This is a genomic window from Paracoccus stylophorae (genome assembly GCF_028553765.1).
In the GTDB taxonomy this organism is placed as follows: domain Bacteria; phylum Pseudomonadota; class Alphaproteobacteria; order Rhodobacterales; family Rhodobacteraceae; genus Paracoccus; species Paracoccus stylophorae.
Window position 1 is genome coordinate 157,501 of record NZ_CP067134.1, and the last position, 26,287, is coordinate 183,787.

Sequence of the window (26,287 nt, forward strand, 5' to 3'; positions counted from 1 at the left end):
GGTAAACGGCGGCCGTAACTATAACGGTCCTAAGGTAGCGAAATTCCTTGTCGGGTAAGTTCCGACCTGCACGAATGGCGTAACGACTTCCCCGCTGTCTCAAATGTGGACTCAGCGAAATTGAATTGTCTGTGAAGATGCAGACTTCCCGCGGTTAGACGGAAAGACCCCATGCACCTTTACTACAGCTTCGCACTGGCATCAGGATTGCGATGTGCAGGATAGGCGGTAGGCTTTGAAGCGGGGACGCCAGTTCCCGTGGAGCCATCCTTGAGATACCGCCCTTCGCACTCTTGATGTCTAACCGCGGTCCGTCATCCGGATCCGGGACCCTGCGTGGCGGGTAGTTTGACTGGGGCGGTCGCCTCCCAAACAGTAACGGAGGCGCGCGAAGGTTGGCTCAGAGCGGTCGGAAATCGCTCGTTGAGTGCAATGGCAGAAGCCAGCCTGACTGCGAGACTGACAAGTCGAGCAGAGTCGAAAGACGGCCATAGTGATCCGGTGGTCCCGAGTGGAAGGGCCATCGCTCAACGGATAAAAGGTACGCTGGGGATAACAGGCTGATGATGCCCAAGAGTCCATATCGACGGCATCGTTTGGCACCTCGATGTCGGCTCATCTCATCCTGGGGCTGGAGCAGGTCCCAAGGGTACGGCTGTTCGCCGTTTAAAGAGGTACGTGAGCTGGGTTTAGAACGTCGTGAGACAGTTCGGTCCCTATCTGCCGTGGGTGTTGGATACTTGAGAGGAGTTGCCCCTAGTACGAGAGGACCGGGGTGAACGTTCCACTGGTGGACCTGTTGTCGTGCCAACGGCAGTGCAGGGTAGCTATGAACGGACAGGATAACCGCTGAAGGCATCTAAGCGGGAAGCCCCCCTCAAAACAAGGTATCCCTTGAGAGCCGTGGAAGACCACCACGTCGATAGGCCGGAGATGTACGCGCAGCAATGCGTTCAGTTGACCGGTACTAATGGCTCGATTGGCTTGATTTGATCCGGAAGAAGCAGGACTTCTTCCAAAAGCATCCTTGGACAACATCTCCCGAAAGGGAAACGCCGATCCGTCTCTTTCCCGGTCTGGTGGCTTTAGCACGAGCAAAACACCCGATCCCATCCCGAACTCGGCCGTTAAGTGCCGTAGCGCCAATGGTACTGCGTCTCAAGACGTGGGAGAGTAGGTCACCGCCAGACCTGGAAAGACACGGATAAAATCCCTCCGAAACGATGAAAACAAACGCGCAACCAGCGCAACCCTGTCGCGGGGTAGAGCAGCCCGGTAGCTCGTCAGGCTCATAACCTGAAGGCCGCAGGTTCAAATCCTGCCCCCGCAACCAAAAATGCCAGTAATATCAAATACTTGCAAACCTCCCTCGCGGGAGGCTTTTTGCATTGGCGCGCTGACTCAACACCAACTCAACAAAACACCCGGCGGCCAGACGCGGGGCGGGGGGTGGCCGCTTCCGCCGACGCTCCGTCCGGGCTACAAGGAGTTCGGTAGCCGTCCAGGTTGAACGCTCTGACGCGCGGCGCTTACAGTTATTGCAGATCAGGAATTTGAGGAGAGCACCGCAAGATGAAGGCCACTGAGACCAAGCTGCTCGAGTTCCTGAAGAAATCGCCCCAGTTCGTTATCCCGATCTACCAGCGCACCTACAGCTGGACCGAGCCGGAATGCCGGCAACTCTGGAATGACATCATCCGTGCCGGCAACCAGGAAAAGGTGTCCGGGCATTTCATCGGCTCGATCGTCTATATCGAAGCCGGGCTTTATCAGGTCACCAGCCAGTCTCCGCTGCTGGTGATCGACGGGCAGCAACGTCTGACCTCGGTCATGCTGATTCTCGAGGCCTTGGCGCGTGCCTTGGGTGAAGATGAAGAACCGATTGACGGATTCTCACGCGAGAAAATTCGCAGCTACTTCCTGCTCAATCCGCTCGAGAAGGGGGACCGGCGATACAAGCTGCTGTTGACACAGGGTGATCGGCCGACGCTTCTGACGATCATGCAGCAAAAGCCGTTGCCGGAGGAAGCTTCCACCCGGGTTGCCGATAATTTCGCCCTGTTCGAAGGATGGATCAAGGAACTGAAAGGCGATCTGACCGCGCTGTGCGCCGGTCTTGCCAAGCTGATGGTGGTCGATATCGCGCTCACCCGCGATCAGGACAATCCGCAACTCATCTTCGAAAGCATGAATTCGACGGGCAAGGAACTCAGCCAGGCCGACCTGATCCGGAACTTTGTCCTGATGGGGCTGGAACCGGATCATCAGACCCGGATTTATGAGGACCACTGGCGCCTGATGGAGGTTCTGTTTCCGCAGGACCGCTATGGTAGCCACTTCGACGCCTTCATGCGCCATTACCTGACGCTGCGCACCGGCGAGATTCCGAACCTGCGCGACGTCTATTCCGCATTCAAGGAATACGCGAACGAGCAGGATCTGGCCGGCACGGGTGTGGACGCACTGGTGACCGACGTCCACGCGCTGGCCGGGTATTATGCCCGGATGGCCCTTGGCAAGGAACCTGACCAGGATCTGGCCGATGCCTTCCGTGACCTGCGCGAGTTGAAGGTCGATGTGGCCTTTCCGTTCCTGCTCGAACTCTACCATGACTATGAGGCCGGAGCGCTGACGAAGGGAGAATTCGTCGAAGTCGTGCGCCTTGTCGAATCCTATGTGTTCCGCCGGGCCGTCTGCGCCATCCCGACCAATTCGCTGAACAAGACCTTCGCGACCTTTGGCCGGGCGCTGCGCAAGGATCGCTACGTCGAGAGCATCAAGGCGCATTTCCTGTCCATGCCGTCCTATCGGCGCTTTCCGCATGATGAGGAGTTCCGCCAGGCTCTCGCCCAACGCGACCTCTACAACTTTCCCCGCCGGAGCTATTGGCTGCGGCGGCTCGAGAACCATGGCCGCAAGGAACTGGTTTCGCTCAGCGAATACACGATCGAACACATCATGCCGCAAAACGAGAACCTGTCAGCCGCGTGGCGCGCGGCATTGGGCGCGGACTGGAAGGCGGTTCAGGAGGTCTGGCTGCACACCATCGGCAACCTGACGCTGACCAAATACAACTCCGAGTACGGCGACCGACCTTTCGCCGAAAAGCGCGACATGCCGGGTGGGTTCGGCAAAAGCCCTCTGAACCTGAATGAAGGGTTGGGCCAGCTTGAGGCGTGGGGTCTCGAGGCGATCCATGACCGCGCCGAGCGCCTGACAGGGGTTGCGGTCGGTGTCTGGGCGCCGCCAAGCCTGTCGCAGGAAATTCTGGACCAGTACCAGAGCCGGCCGGAGCCGGCTGATCGCTATTCCCTGGCAGATCACCCCAACGTTGCCGCAGGCGGGCCGATGCAGGGGTTATTCGAGGCCCTGCGCAAGGAGATTGTGGCCCTTGATCCGGCTGTGACCGAGGAGTTCTTCAAGGTTTACATCGCCTACAAGGCCGAGACCAACTTCGTGGATGTCGCCGCCCAGGCGGGCAGGCTGCGCCTGTGGCTCAATATGGGGTTTGACGACCTTCAGGATCCCAGAGGGCTCGCCAAGGACGTTTCGCAGATAGGTCATCACGGGAACGGCGATGTCGAGGTCTCGATCCGCGACCACGAAGACCTGCCCTATGTCATGGGATTGATCCGTCAATCGCTGGAGCAGCAGCTGGCGAACATTGTGGATTGACGCAGTGCTGGTTCAGGTGATCTCGAACCAGCGCGTCGCCGTTTGCACGAGGTGGTCGTAGTCTCCGGCCATCGCCTCTGTGAGAAACCTCTCGATCTCCTCTTCCGGCAGCTGCGCAATTTCCGCAGCGCGCCGGCATCGGCCAAGGATGGCGAATGCGTTGCCATCCCGCTCGGTCAGATGGACGGTGACATGGGGGTGTTTCGGGGTCATGGGTTGGTCCTTGATCTCTTGTTGTGACGAGCAGCAGGCGTAGCTGCGAGAACTATGCAAGGGTCGGGGCTAGGGGCCGGCGTCATGCTTTACAGGTGCACGGTTGTGCCCTTTTCTGCGCAGGACAGACCGGCGCCTCCTGTGCCACCATCCCTGCGCAGCGAATCCCTGCCGCTTTTTGAACCTGTGAATCCGTGAACCGGGCCGGGCGTGCCTTGCGGTCGAGGCGTCTGGCGCTTCCCGCATGGCAATGCCCGGCCCGGATTTCATCTGCAGGCCTGCGCCTGTTCGCGCAGGACGGCGTAATCGCTCATCATCCGCACCAGCACGGCTTCTTCCGGCAGGGCCTCGACCTCGGTTGCGGCGCGGGTCTGGTCGACGGTGCTGTATTCCACCACCGGCGGGCAGGGGGCGCTGTCAGAACCTGCCGTCGCGCAGGCGGTCAGCGAGAGCACCGCGATCATGAGGACGGCGGCTGGCGGCATCGAGCATCTGGCGGTGGGTGGCATGGTTTCTCTCTCTGGCTTCAAGGCGTTCGGCGGCGCGCCCGGCCTGTTCCCCGGCGCGGCGCAGGTTCAGCAGGAACAGCAGGATCGTCGCTGTTGCGAGGATCAGACCCAGCGCCTTGCGCGCCGGGCCACCGGTGAGGAGCCAGCCGATCATCGCCGCCCCCGTTTCCAGTCATCGAGCCGGGCATGGATGGTCACGGCGATTCCGGCCAGCGCCAGAGCGACGAAGATCCAGCGTAGGCCGTCGAGATAGGGCAGCAGCGGCAGGATCGCGTCCTGCGCCTCGGCGAGCGCGGATTGCACCACCTCGACGCCGGCCGCGCCGATGGTGCCGATCCCGGCCGCACCGCTGCCTTTCAGGGTGCGGCTCTCGGCCAGATGCTCGCGGGTCGGGGCCTGGTCGGGCGCGAAAGACGAGGCCCGCGCCGGGAAGGACTCGCCCCAGGACCGCGCCGGGCCGGTGTCGATATGGACGAAGTTTGAGCGCGGATAGGTGCCGATGCCTTTGAACCCGGCCTTGCGGGCGGCGGCGATGAAACTGGCCGGATCGTGGTTCGCCATCGAGATGTCGAAGGCGGAGCCTTCAAGATGCTTCGAGCCCTTCGCGCCGCCGACCTTCCTATTGTGTTCCGGGCTGCGATAGGCCGAGGTCACGATCAACGGCTTGCCCAGCGTCACGCGCAGTTCCTGCAGCTTGTCGAGGGCATCCTCATTGAGCAGCAGCTTGCCGGTGCCGCGACAGGCAATCTCGGCGGGCGAGAAGTTCGGCCAGCGCCACGCCTTCGCGGGCAGGTTCCGCCAGTGTTGATAAAAGGTCATGCGGTCTCTCCAACGCAAAAGCCCCACCGAATTGGCGGGGCGGACAAATGTTGACGGTTGGTGTTGCTCAGTCGCGGGCGGGTCCGCTGCGTTCCAGCAGGCGTTTGATGTCGGCGCGCATTTCGCGCAGCATCTCGTTCTGTTCTTTGCGGGTCTCGGAGATCGCCTGGCGGTCGGCGTCGAGCTGCTTTTCCAGCCGCGCCACCTCGCGCAGCGCGGTTTTGCTGCTGCCCTCAAGCCGCACGAGCCAGACGCCCAGCCCGGTCGCCGCCATGATCGCGCCCCACCATTCGCGGATCGTGTCCATGAAATTTTCTCCCATGGGTTCAGCCCGGCGCGCCGCAGGTCAGATAATGGATAGCAATGCGCACCGATCCGCCGGCAAAGTTGCCGCCATTGGCGGTGAGGCGCACGGGCGTGTCGGCATAGAAGGCGGTCGGGCCGATGACGCCGATATTGCTGCTGCCCACGGCCACGCCGAGCGCGCCGCCGAATTTCGAGGGCTCGCCGCTGACGCCGCAGTCGAAGGAGTTGGCCCCCAGCACCGCGGTCACGGTCCTGGCCGAGACGCCCAGCACGATGGCGCGGTTGGGGATCCGGATGGTCGAGTCCCGACTGGCCCCGGAAAGGCCGGAGAGGGTTTCTTCCCGCACCGCCATGCCGGTGGTCGCGCCATTTGCCTCCCGCGCCACGGCGACCGAGGCTGCCTGCGCGATGAAGCCCATGGCATCCACAACCGGGATCCACGCCGATCCGGTCCAGACGATGGCCTGCGCCTCGTCCTCGATCCAGGCCATCCAGCCGGGACTGGGTAGGATCCGCATCCACGCCCCGTCGATCCAGTAGGCGATGCTGCCCGCCCAGCCTGACCACGCGCCTGTTGCGCCGCTGGCGGGAATGTAACGGTCGCCCTCGGCCGGATTGGAAGGCGGCGCGGTGCGGTCGCGATCAAGGATCGCCAGCTGCACGATGCCGTCGAGCATGCGCAACGCCTCGTTCATGGTGACGTGTTTCTGGGCCTGCGCGGCCATGATGAAAGGCAGCGCCAAATGCGCTGTTGTGTCAGACATGGATTGTCTCCTGATCAGAACCAGAGGGTGGTGATGGGGGCGGCGCCGGCGCCGAAGGCCTGCCCGATCTGGGCAATGCGGACATCGAGGGACGCACCGGGGGCGAGCGGCGTGCCCCAATCGGCACTCTGCTGCGCCGCGGTGTAGACCACGCTGGAGGTCGAAGCTGTCAAGGATCTCTTGACGGTTGCGCCGTCGAGGATCTCGACCCGCCAGGACTCGCTTGCCTCGGACATCGGGATCTCGGCGGCGTTCCAGCTATCGGCCGCCAGCGAACGGTCACGTCGCTTCCAGCTTATGGTCAGGTCGCCGGGGCTGCGCGCCCGCCGCCAAGGCTGCTCGACATGCACGGGCGCGAAGGGCCGCAGCCCGATGCCGCGCGGCGTGAAGGCCAGCGCGGTGAAGCTGTCGTCGCTGACCGGACGGCTGGCAGGACCGATGCGCCAGTTCCACGGCAGGCCAAGTTCTGCCTCGGAAACGACAAGCGGTGCGAGCGTGGTATCAAGGATGACCACGAGAGCGCCAGCCGGAACCACGCCGGCCATGTCAGCCTCGGTCCCACGCTGGCCGCGCAGCAGGCGGGAGAGGCGGTATTGCCCCGGCGCCAGCAGCTCGGCATTCCCGAACTGCAGAACTTCCCAGCCGCCGCCAGGCTGTTCGACTGCGATGCTGTTCTCGCCACTGAGGAGCTGCAGATCGGTCACGTTCTCGAGCTGGCCGCCCAACATCTCGACATGGACCGAATTGCCGTAATCGAAGCGCGAGACCGGCCCCGAATAAAGATCGGCGGTCAGAACGCCGATGCGGGCGCGAGTGGTGAATGTGGTCAGCAGATCGAAACCAGACAGCTCCGGGCTGCGCCAGACCGCCATCGTGCCGGGCCAGGGGGCGACATGCGCTGCCATCAGCGGATGGTGCGGGACATGTGCCTCGGTCAGTTGCGGCAGGTCGAGGATCACCACCAGCGGCGCGCCGAACATTACCGGCTGGGTGAGGGATGCGGCGCGCGGCGTGCCGGGCGGCAGATCATAGGCGTCGCGGTCCTGGCGGATCGCCTCGATGCTGCGCGCCTCGGCGTCCGAGGTGGAAAGGATCCGCATCTCGGCCCGCCGTCCGTCATGGTCCAGCGCAATCACGTCGCCGGGATCCAGCGCCAGCCTGGACGGCGGCAGGCGAAACGCGGCGGTCTCGCGGCCGATCCACGCCTCCATCAGCGCCCGGCGGCAGCGCCGGTCGGCTTCCTCGGGCGGCACCGCGACCGGGAAACTGTCGGAGGCGACGCGCGTGGCATCCACGGTGATGCGGCGGGATTCGACGGTGATCGCGTCATAATCCTCGTCTGCGCGCGCCACCTGCCATTTCAGGGCTTGCGGCAGCTCAGTTTCCTGACCGCGCGTCAGCTCCATGACGTCGCCTTGCGCCGCCACCATGTTGTCGGGGGCTATGGTCGCGACTGGGCGGCTGCCGCGCATCACGAACCTGATCCGGCCTTCGCTCTCGACCGCATCGAAACCGAAATGCCGCGCCAGCATGGTGATCGAGGTCCGCGGCGATTCCAGCGCCGAGATCACATAGCCATCGACAGCCCCGGTCAGGCCCGAAACATCAACCCACGCCTCGGGCAGCCCGGCGCGCAGGCACAGATGCCGCACCAGCGCCGCCAGCGACACCGCGCCCAGCCGCCCGGTCAGCCAGTGCCCGAGCCGCCAGTTGCCGCCGTCCGACCACACATCGGAAAGCTCGGGGAAGAACGGATAGGGCCGTGCATCCCAGGTCCAGGCGGCGCTGTTCGCGATATCGACCATGCGCCCGCCATATTCGGTGGAGACCGGGTTGTTCGCGGGCGTGCCCCACCAGAGATAGCTGGCTTCCAGATAGGCCCGCTGGATGGCGTCGTCGCGCCAGCCGCGCGAAAAGTATGGGAAGAACGATTCCGAAGATTTCGGGTCGTGAAACACGTTCGGCTGGTTGGTGCCGCGATCCACAGCCGGGCAGCCGAGCTCGGTGAAGCGGATCGGCTTCGACTGCGGCACCCATGCGGTCGGCGAGCCTGCCTCGGTCCCACTGGGCCGGTCGTGATGCGGGTTCGACCACCAGCCGCGCAGGTCTTTGTAACGAAACACCCACGGCTTGCCGGCACCGTCCGTGATCGGCGTGCGGGTCTGGCTGAGCCGGTCGGCCGCGCTGGCATAGAACCAGTCAAACCCCTCGCCGCCGGCGATGTTTGCTTGCAGATAAGCCCGATCATGGATCGAGGGCCAGACCTGCGCGTCGAGATGGTCCCAGCCGTCGCGCCAGTCCGAAAGCGGCATGTAATTGTCGATGCCGACGAAATCGATGTTCGCATCCGCCCAGAGCGGGTCGAGATGGAAAAACACATCGCCACTGCCGTCCTGCGGATGATGGCCGAAATATTCCGACCAGTCGGCGGCATAGCTGATCTTTGTGGCGGGGCCGAGGATCGCGCGCACATCCGCGGCGAGCGCGCGAAGTTCTTCGACGGCGGGATAGGTCGGCACCGCATCGGTGAAATGGATACCGTAGAAGCGGAACGACGAGTCCGGACCACCTTCCTCGATGTCGATGCGGATGGCGCGGATCTCGGACGCGTCCTTCCATGCGGTGCCGCCGGATTGCAGGTCCCACATATCGACGACGGCGCGCGTCCTGACCCCGACCGGACTATCCCCGAACCGCGCCTGCCGGGCGAGCGACAGGGCGAGAGCGTCCGTCGAGAACAGGATCCGCCCCAGCCATGTGCCGGTTGTCCGTGCCGCGATGCGCTCGAAGTCGATGACCATGTAGCGGACCTCGCGCCCGTCCATATTGATGGCGGCGTTGTGCAGAAGTCGCGGGTTTGCGTTATTGGGCGTGAGCGTCAGCGCGCCGCCCGAAACACCGCCAGTGGCGTGGTAAAGCGACCAGCCGCCGAGGCTGCTGTCGAAAACCCAGCTTCGGCCAGACACGGACGCCCGAATCTGCGTCAGCCCGCGCAGTTCCGATCCGATCAGGAAGGCATCGACCCCGCCCGCCGCGGCGCAGAGGTGCGCATAGTGCAGGATCATGCGCCGGAATCCCCAATCATCCGCCGCGCCGGTCCATGTGACCGTGGTGCCATCGACCGAGAAATCCGATGGCTGGGCGTTACCGAAGAAACCCGCGACCTGCGCGGCGGCCGTGGCGGTCTTGTCCACGGTCCCGGCAAAACCGGCGGCGGGCGAACAGGTGATCCGCCCGCGCCACGGCAGCACCGGCTGGCCGAGGGTAGCTGCATTGTCACTGTATGGATCGGGCAGGGTGTTGCCGGCCGGGATATCCATCATCAGGAACGGATAGAAGGTCACGCGCAACCCGCGCGCCCCCATCTCACGGATCGCCTGCACCACCGAGAAATCCGCCGGCGTGCCGCCATAGACCGGGCGTCCCTGACCGTCCTGGCTGACCACCGGCGCCTGCGACCGGGTGACGCCGTTCACCTCCCATGCCGGGATGGTGCTCTTCTGCGCCTTCTCGACCTTGGGGCGGATGCTGCAATTGCCGGCCCTCAGATCGTCGCCGAACCACGAGACCACCAGCGAGGCGCCGGTGACGGCAGGCACCATGGCTTCCAGCCGGTCGAGAGAAACCAGCATGTCGGGCGTCCCGGGCAGTGCATGGACATTTTCCGCGACAGTCGTGCCGCCGACGATCTGCCCGCCGCTGCCCCATCCCGAACGCCCGCCCTCGGTCCTGCGCACGATCTCGGTCGCATAGGCCCATTCGCCCGAGGCCGGGATGATGGTGACCGCCTCGACCAGCCCCTCGGCGGTGTCGGGATCATCGAGCGGGCGCAACACCTCGAAGGACAGCTGCGGCAGACGGTTGCCGAATTCGGTCAGCAGCAGTTCCTCGAACACCACGTAAGCCGTGCCGCGCCAGGCCGGCGTCTGCGCCGCGCCCATCTTCGCCACGATGAACGGGTCGGCTCCTTGCGCCTCATCGCCCGGATACCAGCGCAGGGTGATTGCCGAGGTGTCGAGGACCTTGCCATCTGCCCAGATACGACCGATGCCGGTAATCGGGCCTTCGCAGAGCGCGACAGCAAAGCTGGCGTAATAGCTGTATTCGGTGGTTGTGACTTTGGGCCCGCCGCCCTTGCCGCCGCCCTGGCGGGTGGTGCTCGTCTCCTCGCGGAAATCGGTCGCCCAGATGATATTGCCGCCGATGCGCATGCGGCCATAGAGGCGCGGGATCACCACGCCCTCGGTCGCCGAGGTGACGCGCAGGCTGTCCATGCGCGCGCCCTCGATGCGCTGGCCGGGCATCATGGACGAGACGATCCAGCTATCGACCATAGATCCTACGGTCGAGCCAATCATGCCGCCGATGGTGGCGCCCGATAGCCCGAGGATCGCACCGCCAAAACCCCCGCCGATGGCGGTGCCGACGGCGCCGAGAACGATTGTCGCCATGGATCAGGTCTTTTTCTTGTGCGGACGCGGGAACAGGAAGGCGAAGGTGATGCGCCGCCGCCATGCGGTGGTGAGCGGTTCCTCGATCACGCCCAGCCGCTCATAGGAATGGATGAAGCTGTCAGGCCCGGTGAGGATGCCGACATGCTTGACCACGGCGCCCGCGCGCATGCGAAACAGCACCACCGCGCCGGGGCCGGCCGTCTCCGGCTCGATGCGGATCAGCACCCGGCCGGCATTCTCGGCCAGCACCTCGCTTGTGCCGGTCTCGCCCCAATCACGGCTGTAAGGCGGCACCGGCAGGGTTTCCGATCCGACCACCTCGCGCCAGACACCGCGCGCCAGCCCGAGGCAATCGCAGCCGACGCCCTTGACGCTGGCCTGATCGTGATAGGGCGTGCCCAGCCATGTGCGGGCGGCCGCCACGACCTTTTTCGGATCGGCGAGCGTCACAACACCGCTCCTTCATGGCCGCCATCGGCGGTGGCGTAGCGGACAACCGCATCCTGGCCGGGGATATGCGGGAAGCCGCGGAAGTTCAGGATGTTCGAGAACTTCGCCGTGCAGGTCTCGGCGCGTTTGTCGCAGCCGGCGCGGATGGTGAACGCATTGCCGCCCGCGACCGCGCGCACAGGCGCTTCCAGCAGCGTGATGGTGACCACGCCGGAGGCGATCTCGTGCAGCATCACCTCGGCCAGCCGACCGCTGTTCGGGCCGCTCGTCCATTCGAGATGGCCGAAGCTGAACCAGCCACTGTCGAAGCTGCCAAGGCCGGAGACGGTGAAGACCCGGTCCCGGATCGGATCGAGCACCGCGCCAGCCCCGGAATAGGCCGCGTCGTTCAGATCGAGCCGACACCGCCCGTCCCCGAGCACCGCATCGCAGGTGCCCTGATAGACCCGACCGACCGTCTGGCCCAGCACATGCGCCATGCTGCGCATCTCGGCCACGAAGGACAGCCGCCCGCGCCGCAATTCGCCGATCGCGCCACGCCGAATCAGCACCCGCTGGTTCGGGGCGGCCCAGTTCACCCGCCAGACCTCGACCAGCGCATTGTCCCAGCGGCCGTCGAGGATATCGGTCTCGGTGATCCGGTCCGAGGTGAGCGCCCCCTCGGCATCCTGCGAATCCACCGACAGGTCGGACCCAGATCGGATCTCGGATGCCGACAGCCCGCTTTCCGGCTCGTAATCCATACCGCCGAAGGCAAGCGGGCAATCATGGTCGGTGAAGCCGAAGCTCACGCCATCGGCGCGGGTGATTTTCCAGCACCAGGCCAGCGTGGTGGTGCCATCGCCCAGATGCGCCTGCAGGGCAGGAGGGAGATTCTTCATCGCCTGATCTCCACGAGTGGGATGGAGGTGATCGAGCCGAGTCGCTCGATATCGAGGGTCACGTCGAGCGTGTCGCTGTCGAACCGCACCGGTACGTCGAACTCGAAGCCGGCGCGCACGGCCACGCCATTGCCAGGGGGCGCGGCGAAACTGACAACGCCGGTCGCCGGATCGACCGACCAGCCCGATACTTGGGCGACGCCACCCAGCGCGATGCTGATCGTCCCGGAAACTGGCTTGGTGATCGCACGCACCCATGTCTGCGACCCGGAAGCGTATCGCTTCACAAGCTGGAAGGTGATCTGGCTCCCGTCTCCGGTCCCGATCAACTGATTGGTCGCGGACGGCACCTCGCTCGGCTTGCAGGACTTGTGATCGCCCCAATCCTTGAAGCGGAACCCGTGTAGCCGGCCGTTCCTCGCCTCGAAGAAGGCCACCACCGCGTCGAGATCGTCGGCGCGGCGGATGCCATAGGAGATGTCATAGCGGCGGCGCGAGTTGGCCCAGCTGGCGTTGCGTTCCTCGTCGCCGGAGGCCAGTTCCACGATCTGCGTGCGCCGTTCCGGCCCGCCACGCGCGCCGCGGCTGATATTGTCCGGGAACCGGACATCGTGAAACGCCATAAGCGCCTCCTTCGATAAAGCAATGATATTGCGGTGATTTACCTTCACTCCGGGCGATTACAGAGCGATGGTGATGACAAGGAAAGCGACATCGCCTCACCAGGGAGACCACGCCATGACCAGCGCCACCGACACCCTTCCCGACATGATCGAGGTCAACGGGGAACGCTTTTTCAAGACCCGGCTCACCAATATCGCGATGAAGGGCCATGTCTGGGGCGAGGGGGTCGAGATGCGCGAATACTGGCGCGACGGCAAAGACGATTGCCGCCTGCAGGCGCGCACCGCCAACGACCATTACATCGACTGAGCCGCGCCGGCTCCGGCTCCGCCCCGCCCGATGGCGGGGCTGAGGTCGTAGAGGCGGCGGGGCCCATCCCCGCGCCCAGAGCGAGGGAACGGACATGCACATCCATGAAACGCGCTATATGAACATCGCCGACCGCCCGGCCACCGTGGTGCTGGTGGAAAGTGTCGCGGACGATGTTGCTGCCTATGCATTCAGCGGCCGGGTTTCCGGCCACCACGCCGCGCATCACGGCTACAAGCTGACCGAACGGGAAGCGCGGCGTCTGGGGCTCGCCATTCCGGTCGGCAAATACTATCGCCGCTGAGAGGGCGCGCGCCCGGCCCGAAAGGCCGGGCTTCTCACATTCCCCTCCTTCCCATGGCGACGGCCCGCGCGATATCTGCCGAAATCTGCGCCCGCGACTGCCGGAAGCTTTCGGCATCGCGGGCGTTGATGTTGACGGTGACGCCGCCTCCGTAGTCCGCCGCTTCCCGGCGCGACAGGACCCGCTCGCCGCGCTGCAGGATCGCCGGCACCTCGTCCGAGCGCAGCCCGGCCCAGCCGCCGGAGTGCATGCGCGGGGCATTGGCAAAGGCCATGGCCGGGACCATGCGGCCGGCGCCGGCCGCGCCGACCATGCCGCCCGAGTGCAGGACGCTGGCCAACACACCGCCGCCCATGCCGCCCAGCGCCCCGGAGAGCACATTCGCAAGGGGCCCGAGCAGGAACCGGCGCGCGCCGAGCTTAGCCATGTCAGCCAGCATCGAGGTCACGAGGTCGCGGAAGTTCAGCTTGCCGGTCTTGACGAAATCGCCGACCGCATTCTCGGCGCTCTGGAAGGCTCCGACCAGCGCGTTGCCGATATCACCGCTGATGTCGCGGGCCTTCTGGGCATAGTCGGAGAGCGAGGCGATAACCGCATCCCAGCCCTGTTTCGCCTGTTCCGCGCCGTTTGCAGTGTCTTCGCCGGCTTTCCTGCCAGCTGCACCGGCCCGGCCTGCGGCGCCACCGGCGCGATCCATGGCACCGGCAACCCGCTCGGCCGCGCCAGCCGCATCGTCCAGAGCGTTCGCGCCATCCTCGCCTGAGGCGGTGACGGCATCCTTCAGCTCCTGCCAGCTTTCCAGCGGCGCGACCGCCGCCGCGCCCAGCGCCTGTGCAGCGTCGAGATGGGCGGAGGCAGCCGCGGCGGCCTGATCGGCAAGATCGCCGAACAGGTCCGGCGGTTCGATATATGTCCTGTCCCAGGCCGCGCTGAACGCCTCGGCGGCGGCGGAACCTGCATCAGATGCCGATCCCTCGAACGGGTTGTCGATGCGCCCGATGCTGAACGGGTCCAGAAGGCCGATCTGCGCCCCGCCTTCGCCGACAGCCCATTCCGGCAGCATGGCGAGGGCGGCGTTGATGCCGGAGATGAACAGGTTGATCCGGGTGACGACGCCGTTCAGCATCGCCTCGACCCCGGCGATCAACCCGTTCGCCGCCTTGAACGCCAGATCGCCAATGGCATCCGGCAGCAATGCCCAGATCGCCTTGATCGCCTCAAACCCGCCGTGCCAGACCGCAACATATCGGTCCACGGCGGTGACGCCCCCGGTCACGATCAGGTCGAGCACCGTGAACACATAGGCGCGATAGCCATCCCAGGCCGCATTGAGCAGCGCGAACGATGCCTGGAAGGCCAGGACGATGCGCTGGCCGACCTCCTTTGCGACATCGCCTAGCAGCTTGAACGCCGTGCCGATGCCGCCGACTGATTTGACCAGCGAGGAAAACTGGTAGATCAGCTCGCCCGCCGCGACGATCAGCGCGCCGATGCCGGTGCGGATCAGCGCCCCCCGCAGCACGGTCAGCGCCGTGGACAGCGAGAAGGTCGCGACACGGGCGGCGACAAAAGCCGCCACCCAGCGCCCGGCCATGAAGCCGGCGAAAGCAATCGCGAGCGAGGCGAGGCGTTCGATATTGTCCGCGACAAGGATCAGCACAGAGGCGACGGTGGAGGAGGCACCCAGAAGCTGATCCCAGCTGCCAACCAGTTGCAGCGCCGCATTGCCGATCAGCGTGAACGCGTCGCCGATGGTGGCCGGCATGGAGTCCGCTTCCTCGCGCAGCAGCTCCAGATTGCCGACCAGCGCGGTGCGGATCACCTCGCCGGTGATCGCGCCCTGCGTTCCCATCACCCGCAGCCCGGAAACTGTGGTGCCGAGTTCCGCAGCCAGCAGTTCGGCCACCCGGCCGCCGGTCTGGATCACCGTGTTCAGGTTATCGCCAGACAGGCTGCCCAGCGCCATCGCCTTCGAGAGCGCGTTCTGGACCGAGGCCGCGCGCTCGGCCTTTGCGCCCGAGACCACCATGGCGTTGTTCAGCGCCTCGGTGAAATCGAGGCTCTCGGCGGTGGAAAGTCCGAGTTCGCGCAGGGCGGTGGCGTTCGAGAGCCAGCTTTCGGTGGTCTGCTCGATTCCCGAATAGGTGCGCCGCGCCATCTGCGCGAGCCGGTCCATGACGGCGGCGCCCTTCTCCTGCGACCCGGTCGCCAGATCGACCCGCGAGCGCAGATCGGTCCAGGTATCGGCATATTGCGCGACCTGGCGGATCGAGAGCGCGCCGGCCGCGATCCCGGCCAAACGCTGCAGCATGACGCCGGCAGTGTCGACCTCACGCGACATGCGCTTGAAGCTGTCGGCGCCGGCGTTGCCGACGCCTTCCAGCTCCGCCCGGACCTGGCGTCCGTTCTCAGCGACGAGACGAACGGATACTTTCTTCTCGGCCATCGCCTCTGCCTTCCTCGATCTTTTCGTTGGTCTTGCGGATCATTTCCGCCTCGATCACCGGCAGCAGTTCCACGACTGCCAGCGCCGGAACGCCCAGCGCACGGCCCATTGCCAGCGCCGCGCCCATGTCCCAGCCCAGCACCGCGCCGGGGATCGCCCGCAGCTGGCCGCTGAGGCGGGCTGCCAGATCCCAGACCTGCCAGCCCTCATGGCTTTGCGGTGAATTCAGCCGGGCAGGGCAGGCGAGGCAGCGTCCGGGGCAGGCTGCGCAATATCGGTCGCCCCCGCCGTAGTGCCATTCGGCGAGGGCGCGGAGGCGTTTTTTTCCGCATCCAGCACCAGATGCGGACCAAGGGCCTTCTCCTGGAACGCCTCGAACACCGGCCAGATGTTCAAGAGCGCGTCGATGCCTTCGGGCGTGACCGGCAGGTCGATGCCCTCGGCATCGCCGACGCCCGACCATTCGGTAATCACCATTCTGGCGACGGCCTGCGCCATGGCCACGGCCAGCACCTCCTTCGGCGCGTCGATGTCGAGGGTATCGAGGGAGACATCGGAGCGCGCGGCGGCCATGATGGATGTGGTGATCGGGGCGACCCGGATCATCAGGCCGGGGAGGAGGTCGATCCAGCGCGGCTCGGTCGTGAGGTTAAGTCGGATCATGGTTCAATACTCCTCGGTGTTGTTGACAAGGGTGATGGTCGCCATGCGCGCCGGGCTGGACCCGCGCGCCGCCTGCCAGTCGAAGCTGGCCTGAATGCCTTGCGGCCCGCTGATCTCGACGCGTGGGCGGGGCAGATAGACGGCATGGGCGGTGACGGTCAGGCTTTCGCCGGATGCCAGCGTGTAGGCGAATTCCAATTCGCACGGCCCGCCCGCGATGGCCTGGTTCATCAGTACCATATCGGCGAAGCGGACCTCTATCTGGCCGGTCAGCGCGGCGATGGACGGGTCCGCACCGTCGATCATGCCGTCGGCACGAATGGTCTCGATCCGGTCGAGATTGTTGGCATAGGTGATCTGGGCCGAGATCACATTGCCCAGCGCCGCGCCATTGCGGGTGATGGCGCCGTTGAAATGCCCGAAGCGTAGCAGGTCGAGATCGGTGGGCGTACCGGCCTGCGAGGTGGTGGCCACGGTCTCGCCCTGCGCCACAAGCTGGACGCTGGCGGTCAGCAGGCCGGAACGCTGCATGGTCCAGCTGAGCTGGTTGACCATCACGCCCGAATACATGGCGAAGCGCGGCACCTCGGGCATGCCGGTCTCGATCGACATGCTGGGCAGCGTCCAGTTGCCGGAGCGGAATTCATGCGTGTAAGGCCCCGGTGCAGTTCCGGTCGTGACCGGCGCCCCGAACGCGGCCTTCAGCCAGAAGCCGAAACCCTCGGCATCAATGGGGATGGTCAGATCGCCATCCGCGGTGATCGCGTCCTTGACCGGCGCCAGCGGGTCGCGGCCATAGCCCAGCAGCTCGGACGAGAGCAGCGGCTGTTCGGCGCTCAGCGTCGAGGATGCGAAGGGCAGGCGGGTGAAGCCGCTGACGGGGGCGGTGCCGTAAACCGTCTCGAACGCGACCGCGAGTTGCGACCGCGCACCTTGGGCGCGTGCCATGATGGACTCCTCTCTATTAACTGATTTCTGGCGACGGACTTGCCATCAGGCCTCAACTCGGGGCATGGGCTGGCCATGAGTACGCGTCGCCAATTCCTGTTCATCGCTATTGCCACCCTGATCGGGTTTGTCTCACTGGCGCCGCCGCTGGTCGCCGATGCGACGCGCCCGGCCATTCTCGAGGCGCGGGTCAGCAAGATCATCGATGGCGATACATTCACGCTCAGCGGCCATTCGCGGCGCATCCGCGTCTGGGGTCTGGATGCACCGGAATGGAATCGCCCCGGTGGATCGGACGCCACGGCTGCATTGCGCGGGCTTATTTCGGGCAAGACCCTGCGTTGCCAGGTCCGCGATATCGACCGCTATGGTCGCTATGTCGGGCAGTGTTTCCTGCCCGATGGCCGCGATATCACCGCCGAGATGATCCAGATGGGCGTCGCCCGCGAATATTGCCGTTTCTCGCGCAACCATTACGGAAGTTGCTGATCGCAGCCCGCTGCTATTGCAATGGCGGCTTGACCAGCGCGGCCAGCCTGGTGAGGCCCTTGGCGGTCACCCGCACCTGTTCGGTGACCTTTTCCGAGCCATCGGCGCGCAAGACCGTGGTGATCCTGTGCTCGAGCAGGCTGGTCGCGGTCTTGCTGTGGTAGCCGAGAAAGCTCGCGCTGCCCGGGCGCTTGTAGATCCAGCCATTTTCCTGCAGCCAGAGAAACAGGTCTTTCGGGCGCATCTGCAAAAGCTTGGCGGTGTTGGTGATGCAGAATGACCCATCCGCCTGCGCGATCCGGTCCAGCTTCTCCTGTGCGGGCAGCAGCGCCTGCACTTTCTCTTGCAGGGCCACATGCTGTTCGCTGTAGCTGAGTAGCAGCGCCCGCAGCTGCGCCGGGTCGTTGAGGTCGGTGGCCGGGGCGCGGGCCACTTGTTCTTCCAGGTCCTGCCAGCGGTCGACCAGCCTTGCGGTGAACTCGGGCGAGAGCTGCGCCACGACAATGATGCTGTCGCGTTTCTCGAGCCGGTAGACGGAAGTCGTGCGCAGACGGCCCAATGCATCCATATCCTGTTCATCCCCCATTGGGGGTTGGACGATGACACCGCGTGCGGCCAGCCGCTCGATGGATTGCTTTACCTTGTCATGGCGGCTTTCGAGAAGCTCGGCGATTTCGCGCGAGGACATGGTGAGCGGGCTGGCTTCCTGCGGGCCGGCTGGCAGATGCGAGATCATGGTGCTCATTTCTTTCTCCTGATGTTCGATGCGGACCGGGGATTCGGCCTGAATCAGACAGGCACATCCGCCCGACCGGCGGCGCGGCGCGGACCGGCGTGGCAAGGCCGGATTCCGCGCCGGTCCTGCTTTGTTCGCATCTCAGCCCAGCGGATCGTTGCTGGTGTAATGCAGGGTGAGGATCAGCACCGCCGCCCTGATGGTCGGGGCGCCCTCGACCGCCAGATCGGCAGGTTCGGGCGCGTCGGTCTCGATCCAGTCGCAAAGCCCGCCCAGCGTCCGGTCGGCGGCGATCGCGTGCCCGATCCGTTCAGCCAGCGCGTCGAAGGCCAGTTCGAGGCCGGAGGAGCCGCGCACGAAGACCTCGACCTCGGCCCGGTGCTGCCAGTGATAGCGCAGGGGCGACAGCGTCACCTCCGCCTCGCCCGGCGTGCCGTCGCGCAGGATCAGCAGCCCGGCGGCGGGGATGCGCTCGGGCAGGGCCTCATTGCGCTGGACGATGGTGCCGCCGCCGATGCCCTGCAGGAGGGTGAACAGGGCCGACAGGACTTCTTCGCGTTTCGTGGTCATATGCGTTCCCAGCGAGAGACGATTGCGCCCGGCAGGGCATTGAGGGCGGCGCGTGACGGGCGTTCAAGATCCAGCCGCTTCTTCAGCCTGACCTGCGGCACCAGCAGGAAGATCGGCACCGAGGCGAGGCCGCGCCCCGTCTTTGACCGGGACACGGCCGCCCGACCGTGCTTGGTCAGCCGCGCCTCGGCGACCAGCAGGCTGGGGCCGGTTCGGCGATAGACGAAGATCAGCCGCAGCCCGGTGCGCGCCTCCCATTCGCCCGGCGTCGGGCGCTTGCCGCTGCGGCTTTTTCCGGCCGCCTCAAGCGGGATGGCCAGCCAGAACCCGTCCTTTGAGCGGATCAGCGGCCCGGTGTCATGGGCGTTCACGATCACCGGGGCGCGGGTCCAGACCATCGACGCGGCATTCATGCTGTGCCGCCCCTTGGGCCAGGTCTCCGAGCGGATGGTGCGGGCCAGCCGCTGGCCAAGGCCTGCGCTGGTGACCTGCCCCCGCCATGCATCCTTGAGCGCGATCCCGGCATCGCGGATCCCGAAATGCACCGCCTTCTCGCCGGCCTTGACCTCATCGGCCATCAGCCTGGCGATATCCGCGATCTCGGCGCGCAGCTTCATATGGGCCTCAGATCGAGGATCACGACCAGCCGTTCGCGGTCGCGGATCGGCTCGCCCTGGACTTCGAAAGCCTCGCCGCCGATCACGATGCGGTCGCCCGACTGGATGGATGGCGTTGCAGCCGCCAGGACGTCGATGCGCACGGTCTCCGACCACACCCGCGCGCCACCATAGCTGGTCAACTCGTCAGGGGCCTTGCGGATGGCGCGAATGGTGCTGCCGGGCGGAACCCCGCCCGGCAACCATGTCGCGTCCACCGCCATGTTCGGGTCCGCGAAGATCCGGGTCGCAGCGGTGGCAAAGGCGCTCATCAGACGGCCGCCCCGTTCAGACGGACGCGGCCGGTGGTTTCCCCAGCGCTGCCTCCGACCGCGAGCACCGCAATGCCGATCAGCGTGTTCGAGCCGACCGTGGTCGTGCAGGCCTTGGCGGTGTTGTCCCAATAGACCTTCGCCCCGACCGTCCACGCCTGGGAGGCGGCCTTCGGCAGATCATAGACGCCGGTGAGATTGATCACGCCTTCCGCGCCATTGGCGATGGGGCCGGTGGCAACGCCGAAGATCGAGCCGATCAGAACGCCTGCGCCCGAGGCGATATCCGCCTCGGCGGTGATGGTGAGCGTGTTGCCTGTTGCGATGAAGTTTTTCATGGGCTTTCTCCAGATGAGGGAAAGAAGGGAATGCGGGCCGATCACCGGTCCGCGCCGGTCAGGATCAGACCGGGGCCGGCGGCATCACGCGATGCCGGGATTCTTGTAGAGACCGCGCCAGTCGATGGCCTTGGCGCCGAAATCGTGACGGGCCTTGAACTCGATGCCATCGACCTCGAAGCCGACGCGATGCTCGGTATAGAGACCCTCCTGACCCGCCAGATAGGCGTATTCCACCGCACCGAAGGCGGGATCGGTGGCGGCGAACCACGGATCGGGACCGGCGGTATTCACCAGCCGGATTTCCTCGACCACCGAGAAGCGGTTCGAATAGGGGTTCACCTCGGCCGTGCTGCCGGGCGTGGTTGCGGCCAGTTGCTTGTGGATTTCGACCATCCGCTTTCCGGGCGGAACGATGATGTTGCGTGGCAGAACCGTGATCGCCCGGCCGTCCAGATCCTTTTGCACCGCGAAAGCGCGCAGCATTGCGGTCAGGGACTCTTCGGTGATCGCCGCCGCAGTGCCGAGGTTGCCGTGATTGGCATGGAACAGTGCGGTTCCGTCGCCCATGGCGGGGTTCGACAGCAGGATCGAATAGAGGATATCCGATTCAAGGTTCGCGGCCGAGGCACCGAAGGACTGGACGACCCGGTCGAAGGCGCGCAGGTCATCGTTGATCAGCATCTGCCGGCTGAAGCCGATAATGCGGCCGTAGGTGGCGATCGCATAGCTTTCCTTGCCCTCGGTCGCGGTGCCGTAGGTGAATTCGCCGCCTTCGGGCACCTTGACCAGATCGGGGGCGTTGCCGATCTGCAGGCGGTCAACGGGCCGGAAATCCCGCACCGTCACCCGCGTGGACCATGCCCCGAAGGTACGCGGGGTCGCGTCATAGGCGGCGCGCAGCGTCCGGTTGACCACGCTGCTGAGGATCGCCGGGAAGTCTCCGGTGCTGTGGTAACCCGCCGAGCGCATGCCCATGGCGAAACCTGCGATCTCCATATCGGGCATGGCGGCGGTGTTGACGCCGGCGCGCTCGACGGCATGGCGGGCCAGGTCCATCAGGCTGCGGAACGCGAATTCCCGCGATTGCGGCGATACCGCATGCAGCGATGGTGCCGCCCTGTGCATGATCGCGTCGGCAACCGCATCGCGATAGGCGGCATCGCCGGTGCCGCGGGCCTGCGCCGGGGCCAGCTCAATCGTGCGGCCCAGCGGGTTTGCCTCGCAAAGTGCGTCGAGGACCGCCTCGCGGGCGGCATCGATCGAGACGCCGCGTGCGATCAGGTCGTTGGCAAGGTCAGCGCCAAGATCATGCCGGGCGCAGAGCGTCATGATGGTGCTGACGCGGCTGCGTTCTTCCGCGCGGATGCTTTCCGCGTCGGGCGCGGCCGGGGCGGCTTGCGGGATGGCAGGGGATTGCGCGGGGGCGGGGGTGTTGCGGGTTTCATCAACACCCGCCGCAATGGTGTCTTCAGGCATGTTTCGTCCTTTCGTGGTGATCGCGCAGGGGAATTGCCGGGCGTCACTTGGCCCGGTCCCGGCGCGCATGCCGGCACCGGGATCGGCGCCGATGGCGACGGCAGAGATTTCAAGCGGCTCCCAATCGACCGCGCGATAGAGCGCGCGCTGGCCGCCATCGGTGCGGTCGGCTTTTGCCACCCGCTCGAAGCGATGGACCCGGTATCCGACCGAGACATTGCGGATGATCCCGGATTTGATGTCGCGCCAGATCGGCTCGACCTCATCGCGCTCTGACAGGCGGATGCGGGCGAAACCGCTGCCGCCCTCGATGCGGATCGAGCCATTCTCGACCACGCCGAGAATGTCGGTCAGGCGGTGGGACGCATGCGAGTTCAGGAACGGCGCACCGGCGTTCAGGCGATCCAGCCGCATCGCGTTGGGAGACACGACCAGTTCCTCGTCGAACTCCTCGTCGCGCGCCCAGGAATAGCGCCGCACCTGCGCGCCGGTGGTCCAGAGAACCTCGAATGTGCGCGAGGCGTCATCGACGGATTGCATTGTGCCGGCCCGCCCGATCACGGGCAGGTCGAGGATTTCCTCGTTTTCCATGGTGGTCTCCGTCAGTTATCGCCGCTCGGCGGCGCGGTCGGGTCTGTGGTCTGCACGAGGCCCGCCTTGCTGACCTTGCGCGGGTCGCTGTCGAAAACGAGGCCGGCAGCATCGGCCTTCCTGGCGAAATCGGCCCATTCGGTGAGGATTTCCTCCGGGTCGTATCCCCGCCGCGCGATCTGTTGCGGCAGGGTCGAGAAGCCTGCGCGGACCTCCAGCAGATCGGCCTGCACATCCTGCAGCGGGTTGACGCTTTCGAACTTCGGCGGCCCCCATTCGGCGAGGATCTCGACGCCATCCGGCAGCAGGCCCTGCGACTGTGCCTCCTTGATGAACCAGCGCCAGATCGGCTCGCAGAACATCGGGATCACGGTCTGCCACTGGATCTGCTCGACCATGCGGCGGAATTCGTTCAGGCCCGCACGGGTGGACGAGAAGTTGGCCTGCGACAGATCACCGGTCATCATCGCATAGGGCACCCGGAAGCCGGCGGCGATGATGTGAAGCTGGGTCCGGTGCCATTCATAGACGCCAGCCGTCGAGGCCGGTTGGTTGAACTTGATGTCCTTGCCGCCGCGGGCATAGGCGATCAGGCCCGGCTCGAACTGCTCGACCCGGTTGCCCATCCCGTCCTCGATCACCGGGGCGATGGATTGCTGATCCTCATCCGCGCCGAAGACGATGCCGACCAGACAGGCTTCGGTCTTCTTGCGCACCAGCTCGGCGGTCTGCCAGTCATCGACATCGCGGATCGCCCGCATGGCCGGGGTGCCCCAGGGAACGCCCCGGCTCTGCACCCGCTGGCGTTCGAACAGATGCGCCACGTCCTGCGCCCTGAGGCGTACCGATTCCAGGCGGTGGTTGACGATGGGGTCGTTGTGACCGGGATGGTCCGGAAACATCCAGTAGGCGATGCGCCGGCCATCCCGGTCGGTCTCGATCCCCTGGCTGATCCGGGTTCCATCGGCGCGGTTGTCGAAGCGCGCGCCGTCGAGGTGATCGGCCTCGCGCAGCTCGATGCGCAGACGCAGATCGCGCGCGTGCGCGCCACGACGATAGCGGGCCACCGCGAAGACCTCGCCGCCCTCGATCATCTCGCGCACGGCGAGGCAAAGAACCCCATGGAAATCCGTGTGCCCATGATCGTCGCAACGGCTGGCCCAGCGCCGCCACAGATCATCGACCTGTCTGTTCAGTGCCGGATCGGGGGTCGCGGCGCGGGGGCGGATGCCGGTGCCGACGATATTGTTGACCAGCACCTGCACCGCCTGCGCGGCAATGGGGTTGTTGCGCACCAGATCGCGCATGCGGTCGCGCAGCGTGGCCCCGGCCGCGGCGATTTCCGCATCCGCCGCCGTGCCACCGGCTTTCCAGCCCGCCGTTCCGCGCCCCTTTGAGGCGGCCTCATAGCCGCGCCGCAGGTTTGATATCGCCACCCGCGCGGCATAGCGCCGGGCGGCAGAGCGTGGCGAAACCACCGACAAGGCAGCATCCATCAGCCCCCAGCGCACGTCCGGGGTGATCTCCTTCGGTCCTGCCATGGTCAGCCCCTATGGAAACCGGCAAAGCCCGCCACGGGCAAGGGACGGCCCGATCCGGCTGCCATCTCGCCCTCGATGGTGCGGATGCGGCTCAGCAGATCGGCGGCCGAGCCGTATTCAAGGGTCTTTCCATCATAGCTGACCCGCAGGGTGCCCGAGGCATAGGCCCGGCGCAGCGCGTCAAGTTCACTCTCGGTCCAGGCCATCAGAACCAGCTTCCTCTTTGTCTCTTGCCCAGCCAGCCCGACGGGCGGGGCGGCGGCGGTTTCAACGGTTGACGATGCGGTTGCCCGGCCGGGCGCGCATCACTCGTGCCGGGCATGAGCTGCGCGCGCAGATCGTCCCATTTGGCGCCGTCCCAGCGGTCCATGCCCATCAGCCAGGCGCAGGCGCGGGCATAGACCCGGCAGTCCAGCGCCTCGTTGCGGTCGCGGGTCTGCTGCCATTCCAGTTTCTGGAACCCCTGCCGGGTCTTGATGGTCATCAACTGCTCGGCGGTCAGTTGCTTCGTCCATTCCGCCGTGGTGCCCTTCGGGATGTGGACGAAGCCGGCGGGCCAGCCGCTGCCATCGGCGATGTCCTCGTCTGTCGGCGCGGCAAGCCGGAGGAAGCGATAGGTCTCGGTCTTGAATACCGCGCCCGCGACCTTCCACAGCCGCACGCCGCGGCGGAACTTGCGCCCGCCCTCGGTCACATCGACATAGCTCGGGCCGTCCACCGGGGTGGAGCGGTCAAAGCCGCCGACACCCTTGATCGCGATCACCTGGCCGTGCCCCATCTTCCGGCACCAGCCATAGACCGCATCCGTGGTCGCGCCGTCGCCGGTGTCGATCGCCAGCCGGGCCAGCGCCATGCGCGCGCCGCCGGCATGAGGCCAGGTCTCGGCCAGAAACCCGGTCAGATCGTCCCAGACCTCCTCGCGGGCCGTGTCGCCTTCCAGCACCACATGATCGACCAGCCAGGATTCAAGGTTCTCGCCCCAGCCCCAGACGTCGATCTCGATCCGGTCGCGCTGCACGTCCGCGCCGGCGGTCAGGATCAGCACCCCTGCCGGGGCCTCGCCCAGATGCCAATCCTCGCGCCGCTCGTAGAGGCGCTGCCAGTCCGGGGCCTCGCCGCGTTCCTGCCAGGTCTCGCCCAGCACGGTGTTCTTCAGGGTCTTCAGCGCGGCCTCGTTGCCAACCGCCTGCTCCCAATCCTGCGCGATCTTGGACCAGCTCAGCCAGCCCAGCGGCGAATAAAGGCCGCTGATATGAAACCCGACGATCCCCGCCGCCCGCGCCCGCTCCAGCATCTCCGGCTCGGCGGTCGGCAGCCATGTCGCGCCATTCGCCTCGGCCATCATCTCGGTTTTGTGGCGCTCCAAGATCGGTTCATCACAGTGTTCGCAGACATAACGCGCGGTTTCCGGGCGGCCCGGCTCCCAGCGCAGGCGTTCGAACTTCAGCCATTGCAGGGCGCCGCAATGGGGGCAGGGGACATGGTATCGCTGCTGATCGGACAGCTCGTATTCCCGCTCGATCCGCGAGAGGCCCTTCACGGTGGGCGTGGAGGCCAGAAACAACTTGCTCCGATGCCCGAAGCTGATCGTGCGCGCCTCGGCCAGCGCGATGGGGTCGCCCTCGCCATCGAGATCGCCCGGATAGGCATCCACCTCATCGAGAAACACCCAGCGCGCCGGCATCGAGCGCAGGCCGACGGCGCTGTTCGCGCCGGTCAGGATCAACTGCCCACCCGGAAACCGCTTGCCGAGAATGGTATTGCCGCTGTCCTTGGACCGCGACGGCATCACCAGCGCCCGCAGTTCCGGGCTTTCCTCGATCAGCGGGTCGATCCGCTGCTGCGACAGGCGCTTGGCCAGATCGACGGTCGGCTGGACCGCCAGAAACGGCCCCGGCGCCCGGTGGATGCAGAAGCCGACCCAGTTGTTGCCGCCTTCGGTCGCGCCCACCTGCGCGGCCTTCTGGAACACCACCCGTCGCGCCGGACTGGCCGGCGACAGCGCATCCATGATCCCGCGCATGAAGGGCGTGCGCGCGGTGCGATAGGGACCGGCCTCGCTTGCCGCGCGCGAGGACAGGATCCGGTGCCGATCCGCCCATTGGCTGACCGTCAGCGCCGGGTCCGGCGCCAGACCGGCCAGCCAGGCATTGCGGATATCCTCGGCGCCCTCGAAATCAGCCAGCGCCACGGATCGTCTCCCCTCGCGCCTGCCGGATCGCGCAGAGAACCGCCCCGGCCCCTTCCTCA

Annotated in this window: 26 protein-coding genes, 1 tRNA gene, 2 rRNA genes and 2 pseudogenes (1 of these 31 cut by a window edge); 7 read left to right on the plus strand and 24 right to left on the minus strand. The window is 65.8% G+C overall.

Annotated elements, in window-relative coordinates; genetic code table 11:
- The 4 genes from JHW45_RS00760 to JHW45_RS00775 all read left to right on the plus strand — a co-directional run.
- Positions 1–992: ribosomal RNA gene (locus JHW45_RS00760) — 23S ribosomal RNA — on the plus strand (it extends 1,843 nt beyond the left edge of the window).
- A gap of 83 nt (positions 993–1,075) precedes the next feature.
- A 5S ribosomal RNA gene (gene rrf / locus JHW45_RS00765) occupies positions 1,076–1,190 on the plus strand.
- Positions 1,191–1,256: 66 nt separating this feature from the next.
- A tRNA-Met gene (locus JHW45_RS00770) sits at positions 1,257–1,333 on the plus strand.
- Between the two features lie 239 nt (positions 1,334–1,572).
- Positions 1,573–3,675, plus strand: coding sequence for a GmrSD restriction endonuclease domain-containing protein (locus JHW45_RS00775; RefSeq protein ID WP_272859081.1), 2,103 nt, complete (start codon positions 1,573–1,575; stop codon positions 3,673–3,675).
- A 12-nt stretch (positions 3,676–3,687) separates the two neighbouring features.
- Here the strand turns inward: JHW45_RS00775 and JHW45_RS00780 are convergent, their stop codons facing one another.
- From JHW45_RS00780 to JHW45_RS00825, 11 genes and pseudogenes are all read right to left on the minus strand, one after another.
- Positions 3,688–3,888, minus strand: coding sequence for a hypothetical protein (locus JHW45_RS00780; RefSeq protein ID WP_272859082.1), 201 nt, complete (start codon positions 3,886–3,888; stop codon positions 3,688–3,690).
- Between the two features lie 266 nt (positions 3,889–4,154).
- Positions 4,155–4,283 carry a hypothetical protein gene (locus tag JHW45_RS00785; RefSeq protein ID WP_272859083.1) on the minus strand — a complete coding sequence of 43 codons (129 nt, stop codon included), beginning with the start codon at positions 4,281–4,283 and terminating at the stop codon, positions 4,155–4,157.
- A 22-nt stretch (positions 4,284–4,305) separates the two neighbouring features.
- Entirely contained in the window at positions 4,306–4,551 is a 246-nt protein-coding gene (locus JHW45_RS00790; protein ID WP_272859084.1) for a hypothetical protein, read from the minus strand.
- Entirely contained in the window at positions 4,548–5,216 is a 669-nt protein-coding gene (locus tag JHW45_RS00795) for a YcbK family protein (protein ID WP_272859085.1), read from the minus strand. Before JHW45_RS00795 ends, JHW45_RS00790 begins: the two co-directional genes overlap by 4 nt.
- Before the next feature lie 67 nt (positions 5,217–5,283).
- A complete protein-coding gene (locus JHW45_RS00800) occupies positions 5,284–5,538 on the minus strand; it encodes a hypothetical protein (protein WP_272859086.1) in 255 nt (84 codons plus the stop codon).
- A gap of 4 nt (positions 5,539–5,542) precedes the next feature.
- Complete coding sequence (locus JHW45_RS00805) at positions 5,543–6,286, minus strand: DUF2793 domain-containing protein (protein ID WP_272859087.1); 744 nt, start codon at positions 6,284–6,286, stop codon at positions 5,543–5,545.
- A 14-nt stretch (positions 6,287–6,300) separates the two neighbouring features.
- Positions 6,301–8,799, minus strand: a pseudogene (locus JHW45_RS17920) (baseplate multidomain protein megatron); the annotation flags it as partial.
- 447 nt (positions 8,800–9,246) lie between these two features.
- Positions 9,247–10,737 (minus strand): annotated as a pseudogene (locus JHW45_RS17925) (baseplate megatron protein TIM-barrel domain-containing protein); the annotation flags it as partial.
- Between the two features lie 3 nt (positions 10,738–10,740).
- A complete protein-coding gene (locus JHW45_RS00815; protein WP_272859089.1) occupies positions 10,741–11,190 on the minus strand; it encodes an NlpC/P60 family protein in 450 nt (149 codons plus the stop codon).
- The gene (locus JHW45_RS00820) at positions 11,187–12,071 is read right to left on the minus strand and encodes a DUF2163 domain-containing protein (RefSeq protein ID WP_272859090.1); all 885 of its coding nucleotides are present in this window, start codon (positions 12,069–12,071) and stop codon (positions 11,187–11,189) included. The genes JHW45_RS00815 and JHW45_RS00820 overlap by 4 nt, the downstream gene beginning before the upstream one ends.
- Positions 12,068–12,694 (minus strand): DUF2460 domain-containing protein, encoded by a 627-nt coding sequence (locus JHW45_RS00825; protein WP_272859091.1) that lies wholly within the window; start codon positions 12,692–12,694, stop codon positions 12,068–12,070. Before JHW45_RS00825 ends, JHW45_RS00820 begins: the two co-directional genes overlap by 4 nt.
- 115 nt (positions 12,695–12,809) lie before the next feature.
- Between JHW45_RS00825 and JHW45_RS00830 the strand changes: the two genes are divergently transcribed.
- Both JHW45_RS00830 and JHW45_RS00835 read left to right on the plus strand, forming a co-directional pair.
- Positions 12,810–13,004: a hypothetical protein gene (locus JHW45_RS00830; RefSeq protein ID WP_272859092.1), complete on the plus strand. Its 195-nt coding sequence runs from the start codon at positions 12,810–12,812 to the stop codon at positions 13,002–13,004.
- Positions 13,005–13,098: 94 nt separating this feature from the next.
- Entirely contained in the window at positions 13,099–13,308 is a 210-nt protein-coding gene (locus JHW45_RS00835; RefSeq protein WP_272859093.1) for a hypothetical protein, read from the plus strand.
- 34 nt (positions 13,309–13,342) lie between these two features.
- Here JHW45_RS00835 and JHW45_RS00840 read toward each other — a convergent pair whose 3' ends face one another.
- The 4 genes from JHW45_RS00840 to JHW45_RS00855 all read right to left on the minus strand — a co-directional run bounded on the left by JHW45_RS00840 (position 13,343) and on the right by JHW45_RS00855 (position 17,365).
- Positions 13,343–15,754, minus strand: a complete 2,412-nt coding sequence (locus JHW45_RS00840; protein WP_272859094.1) for a tape measure protein — start codon at positions 15,752–15,754, stop codon at positions 13,343–13,345.
- Positions 15,717–15,881 carry a DUF7697 family protein gene (locus JHW45_RS00845; protein ID WP_272859095.1) on the minus strand — a complete coding sequence of 55 codons (165 nt, stop codon included), beginning with the start codon at positions 15,879–15,881 and terminating at the stop codon, positions 15,717–15,719. Before JHW45_RS00845 ends, JHW45_RS00840 begins: the two co-directional genes overlap by 38 nt.
- 98 nt (positions 15,882–15,979) lie before the next feature.
- On the minus strand, positions 15,980–16,417 hold the full coding sequence (locus JHW45_RS00850) for a hypothetical protein (RefSeq protein ID WP_216032400.1): 438 nt from the start codon (positions 16,415–16,417) through the stop codon (positions 15,980–15,982).
- 3 nt (positions 16,418–16,420) lie between these two features.
- A complete protein-coding gene (locus JHW45_RS00855) occupies positions 16,421–17,365 on the minus strand; it encodes a phage tail tube protein (RefSeq protein ID WP_216032399.1) in 945 nt (314 codons plus the stop codon).
- 75 nt (positions 17,366–17,440) lie between these two features.
- Here JHW45_RS00855 and JHW45_RS00860 point away from each other — a divergent pair, with 75 nt between their 5' ends.
- Positions 17,441–17,854, plus strand: coding sequence for a thermonuclease family protein (locus JHW45_RS00860; RefSeq protein ID WP_272859096.1), 414 nt, complete (start codon positions 17,441–17,443; stop codon positions 17,852–17,854).
- 13 nt (positions 17,855–17,867) lie between these two features.
- Here JHW45_RS00860 and JHW45_RS00865 read toward each other — a convergent pair whose 3' ends face one another.
- The 9 genes from JHW45_RS00865 to JHW45_RS00905 form a co-directional block, all read right to left on the minus strand.
- On the minus strand, positions 17,868–18,599 hold the full coding sequence (locus JHW45_RS00865; protein ID WP_272859097.1) for a phage antirepressor KilAC domain-containing protein: 732 nt from the start codon (positions 18,597–18,599) through the stop codon (positions 17,868–17,870).
- A 132-nt stretch (positions 18,600–18,731) separates the two neighbouring features.
- Complete coding sequence (locus tag JHW45_RS00870; protein ID WP_216032396.1) at positions 18,732–19,160, minus strand: acyl-CoA transferase; 429 nt, start codon at positions 19,158–19,160, stop codon at positions 18,732–18,734.
- Positions 19,157–19,777, minus strand: coding sequence for a DUF6441 family protein (locus JHW45_RS00875; RefSeq protein WP_272859098.1), 621 nt, complete (start codon positions 19,775–19,777; stop codon positions 19,157–19,159). The genes JHW45_RS00870 and JHW45_RS00875 overlap by 4 nt, the downstream gene beginning before the upstream one ends.
- Complete coding sequence (locus tag JHW45_RS00880; RefSeq protein WP_216032394.1) at positions 19,774–20,088, minus strand: head-tail joining protein; 315 nt, start codon at positions 20,086–20,088, stop codon at positions 19,774–19,776. Before JHW45_RS00880 ends, JHW45_RS00875 begins: the two co-directional genes overlap by 4 nt.
- Entirely contained in the window at positions 20,088–20,426 is a 339-nt protein-coding gene (locus tag JHW45_RS00885; RefSeq protein ID WP_272859099.1) for a DUF2190 family protein, read from the minus strand. The genes JHW45_RS00880 and JHW45_RS00885 overlap by 1 nt, the downstream gene beginning before the upstream one ends.
- Before the next feature lie 84 nt (positions 20,427–20,510).
- Positions 20,511–22,496, minus strand: a complete 1,986-nt coding sequence (locus JHW45_RS00890) for a prohead protease/major capsid protein fusion protein (RefSeq protein WP_272859100.1) — start codon at positions 22,494–22,496, stop codon at positions 20,511–20,513.
- A gap of 11 nt (positions 22,497–22,507) precedes the next feature.
- Positions 22,508–24,037 (minus strand): phage portal protein, encoded by a 1,530-nt coding sequence (locus JHW45_RS00895; RefSeq protein ID WP_272859101.1) that lies wholly within the window; start codon positions 24,035–24,037, stop codon positions 22,508–22,510.
- Positions 24,038–24,039: 2 nt separating this feature from the next.
- Positions 24,040–24,243, minus strand: coding sequence for a phage head-tail joining protein (locus JHW45_RS00900; protein ID WP_036707016.1), 204 nt, complete (start codon positions 24,241–24,243; stop codon positions 24,040–24,042).
- Positions 24,243–26,228, minus strand: coding sequence for a phage terminase large subunit family protein (locus JHW45_RS00905; protein ID WP_272859102.1), 1,986 nt, complete (start codon positions 26,226–26,228; stop codon positions 24,243–24,245). The genes JHW45_RS00900 and JHW45_RS00905 overlap by 1 nt, the downstream gene beginning before the upstream one ends.
- Positions 26,229–26,287 lie beyond the last annotated feature (59 nt).

What these genes read in the sequence shown, in the direction of transcription:
- JHW45_RS00775 (WP_272859081.1), top strand. Translation starts at nt 1,573, where the DNA reads ATGAAGGCCACTGAGACCAAGCTGCTCGAGTTCCTGAAGAAATCGCCC.
- JHW45_RS00780 (WP_272859082.1), bottom strand. Translation starts at nt 3,888, where the DNA reads ATGACCCCGAAACACCCCCATGTCACCGTCCATCTGACCGAGCGGGAT.
- JHW45_RS00790 (WP_272859084.1), bottom strand. Translation starts at nt 4,551, where the DNA reads ATGATCGGCTGGCTCCTCACCGGTGGCCCGGCGCGCAAGGCGCTGGGT.
- JHW45_RS00795 (WP_272859085.1), bottom strand. Translation starts at nt 5,216, where the DNA reads ATGACCTTTTATCAACACTGGCGGAACCTGCCCGCGAAGGCGTGGCGC.
- JHW45_RS00800 (WP_272859086.1), bottom strand. Translation starts at nt 5,538, where the DNA reads ATGGGAGAAAATTTCATGGACACGATCCGCGAATGGTGGGGCGCGATC.
- JHW45_RS00805 (WP_272859087.1), bottom strand. Translation starts at nt 6,286, where the DNA reads ATGTCTGACACAACAGCGCATTTGGCGCTGCCTTTCATCATGGCCGCG.
- JHW45_RS00820 (WP_272859090.1), bottom strand. Translation starts at nt 12,071, where the DNA reads ATGAAGAATCTCCCTCCTGCCCTGCAGGCGCATCTGGGCGATGGCACC.
- JHW45_RS00825 (WP_272859091.1), bottom strand. Translation starts at nt 12,694, where the DNA reads ATGGCGTTTCACGATGTCCGGTTCCCGGACAATATCAGCCGCGGCGCG.
- JHW45_RS00830 (WP_272859092.1), top strand. Translation starts at nt 12,810, where the DNA reads ATGACCAGCGCCACCGACACCCTTCCCGACATGATCGAGGTCAACGGG.
- JHW45_RS00835 (WP_272859093.1), top strand. Translation starts at nt 13,099, where the DNA reads ATGCACATCCATGAAACGCGCTATATGAACATCGCCGACCGCCCGGCC.
- JHW45_RS00840 (WP_272859094.1), bottom strand. Translation starts at nt 15,754, where the DNA reads ATGGCCGAGAAGAAAGTATCCGTTCGTCTCGTCGCTGAGAACGGACGC.
- JHW45_RS00845 (WP_272859095.1), bottom strand. Translation starts at nt 15,881, where the DNA reads ATGGGCGCGGCGCTGGCAATGGGCCGTGCGCTGGGCGTTCCGGCGCTG.
- JHW45_RS00850 (WP_216032400.1), bottom strand. Translation starts at nt 16,417, where the DNA reads ATGATCCGACTTAACCTCACGACCGAGCCGCGCTGGATCGACCTCCTC.
- JHW45_RS00855 (WP_216032399.1), bottom strand. Translation starts at nt 17,365, where the DNA reads ATGGCACGCGCCCAAGGTGCGCGGTCGCAACTCGCGGTCGCGTTCGAG.
- JHW45_RS00860 (WP_272859096.1), top strand. Translation starts at nt 17,441, where the DNA reads ATGAGTACGCGTCGCCAATTCCTGTTCATCGCTATTGCCACCCTGATC.
- JHW45_RS00865 (WP_272859097.1), bottom strand. Translation starts at nt 18,599, where the DNA reads ATGAGCACCATGATCTCGCATCTGCCAGCCGGCCCGCAGGAAGCCAGC.
- JHW45_RS00870 (WP_216032396.1), bottom strand. Translation starts at nt 19,160, where the DNA reads ATGACCACGAAACGCGAAGAAGTCCTGTCGGCCCTGTTCACCCTCCTG.
- JHW45_RS00875 (WP_272859098.1), bottom strand. Translation starts at nt 19,777, where the DNA reads ATGAAGCTGCGCGCCGAGATCGCGGATATCGCCAGGCTGATGGCCGAT.
- JHW45_RS00880 (WP_216032394.1), bottom strand. Translation starts at nt 20,088, where the DNA reads ATGAGCGCCTTTGCCACCGCTGCGACCCGGATCTTCGCGGACCCGAAC.
- JHW45_RS00885 (WP_272859099.1), bottom strand. Translation starts at nt 20,426, where the DNA reads ATGAAAAACTTCATCGCAACAGGCAACACGCTCACCATCACCGCCGAG.
- JHW45_RS00890 (WP_272859100.1), bottom strand. Translation starts at nt 22,496, where the DNA reads ATGGAAAACGAGGAAATCCTCGACCTGCCCGTGATCGGGCGGGCCGGC.
- JHW45_RS00895 (WP_272859101.1), bottom strand. Translation starts at nt 24,037, where the DNA reads ATGGCAGGACCGAAGGAGATCACCCCGGACGTGCGCTGGGGGCTGATG.
- JHW45_RS00900 (WP_036707016.1), bottom strand. Translation starts at nt 24,243, where the DNA reads ATGGCCTGGACCGAGAGTGAACTTGACGCGCTGCGCCGGGCCTATGCC.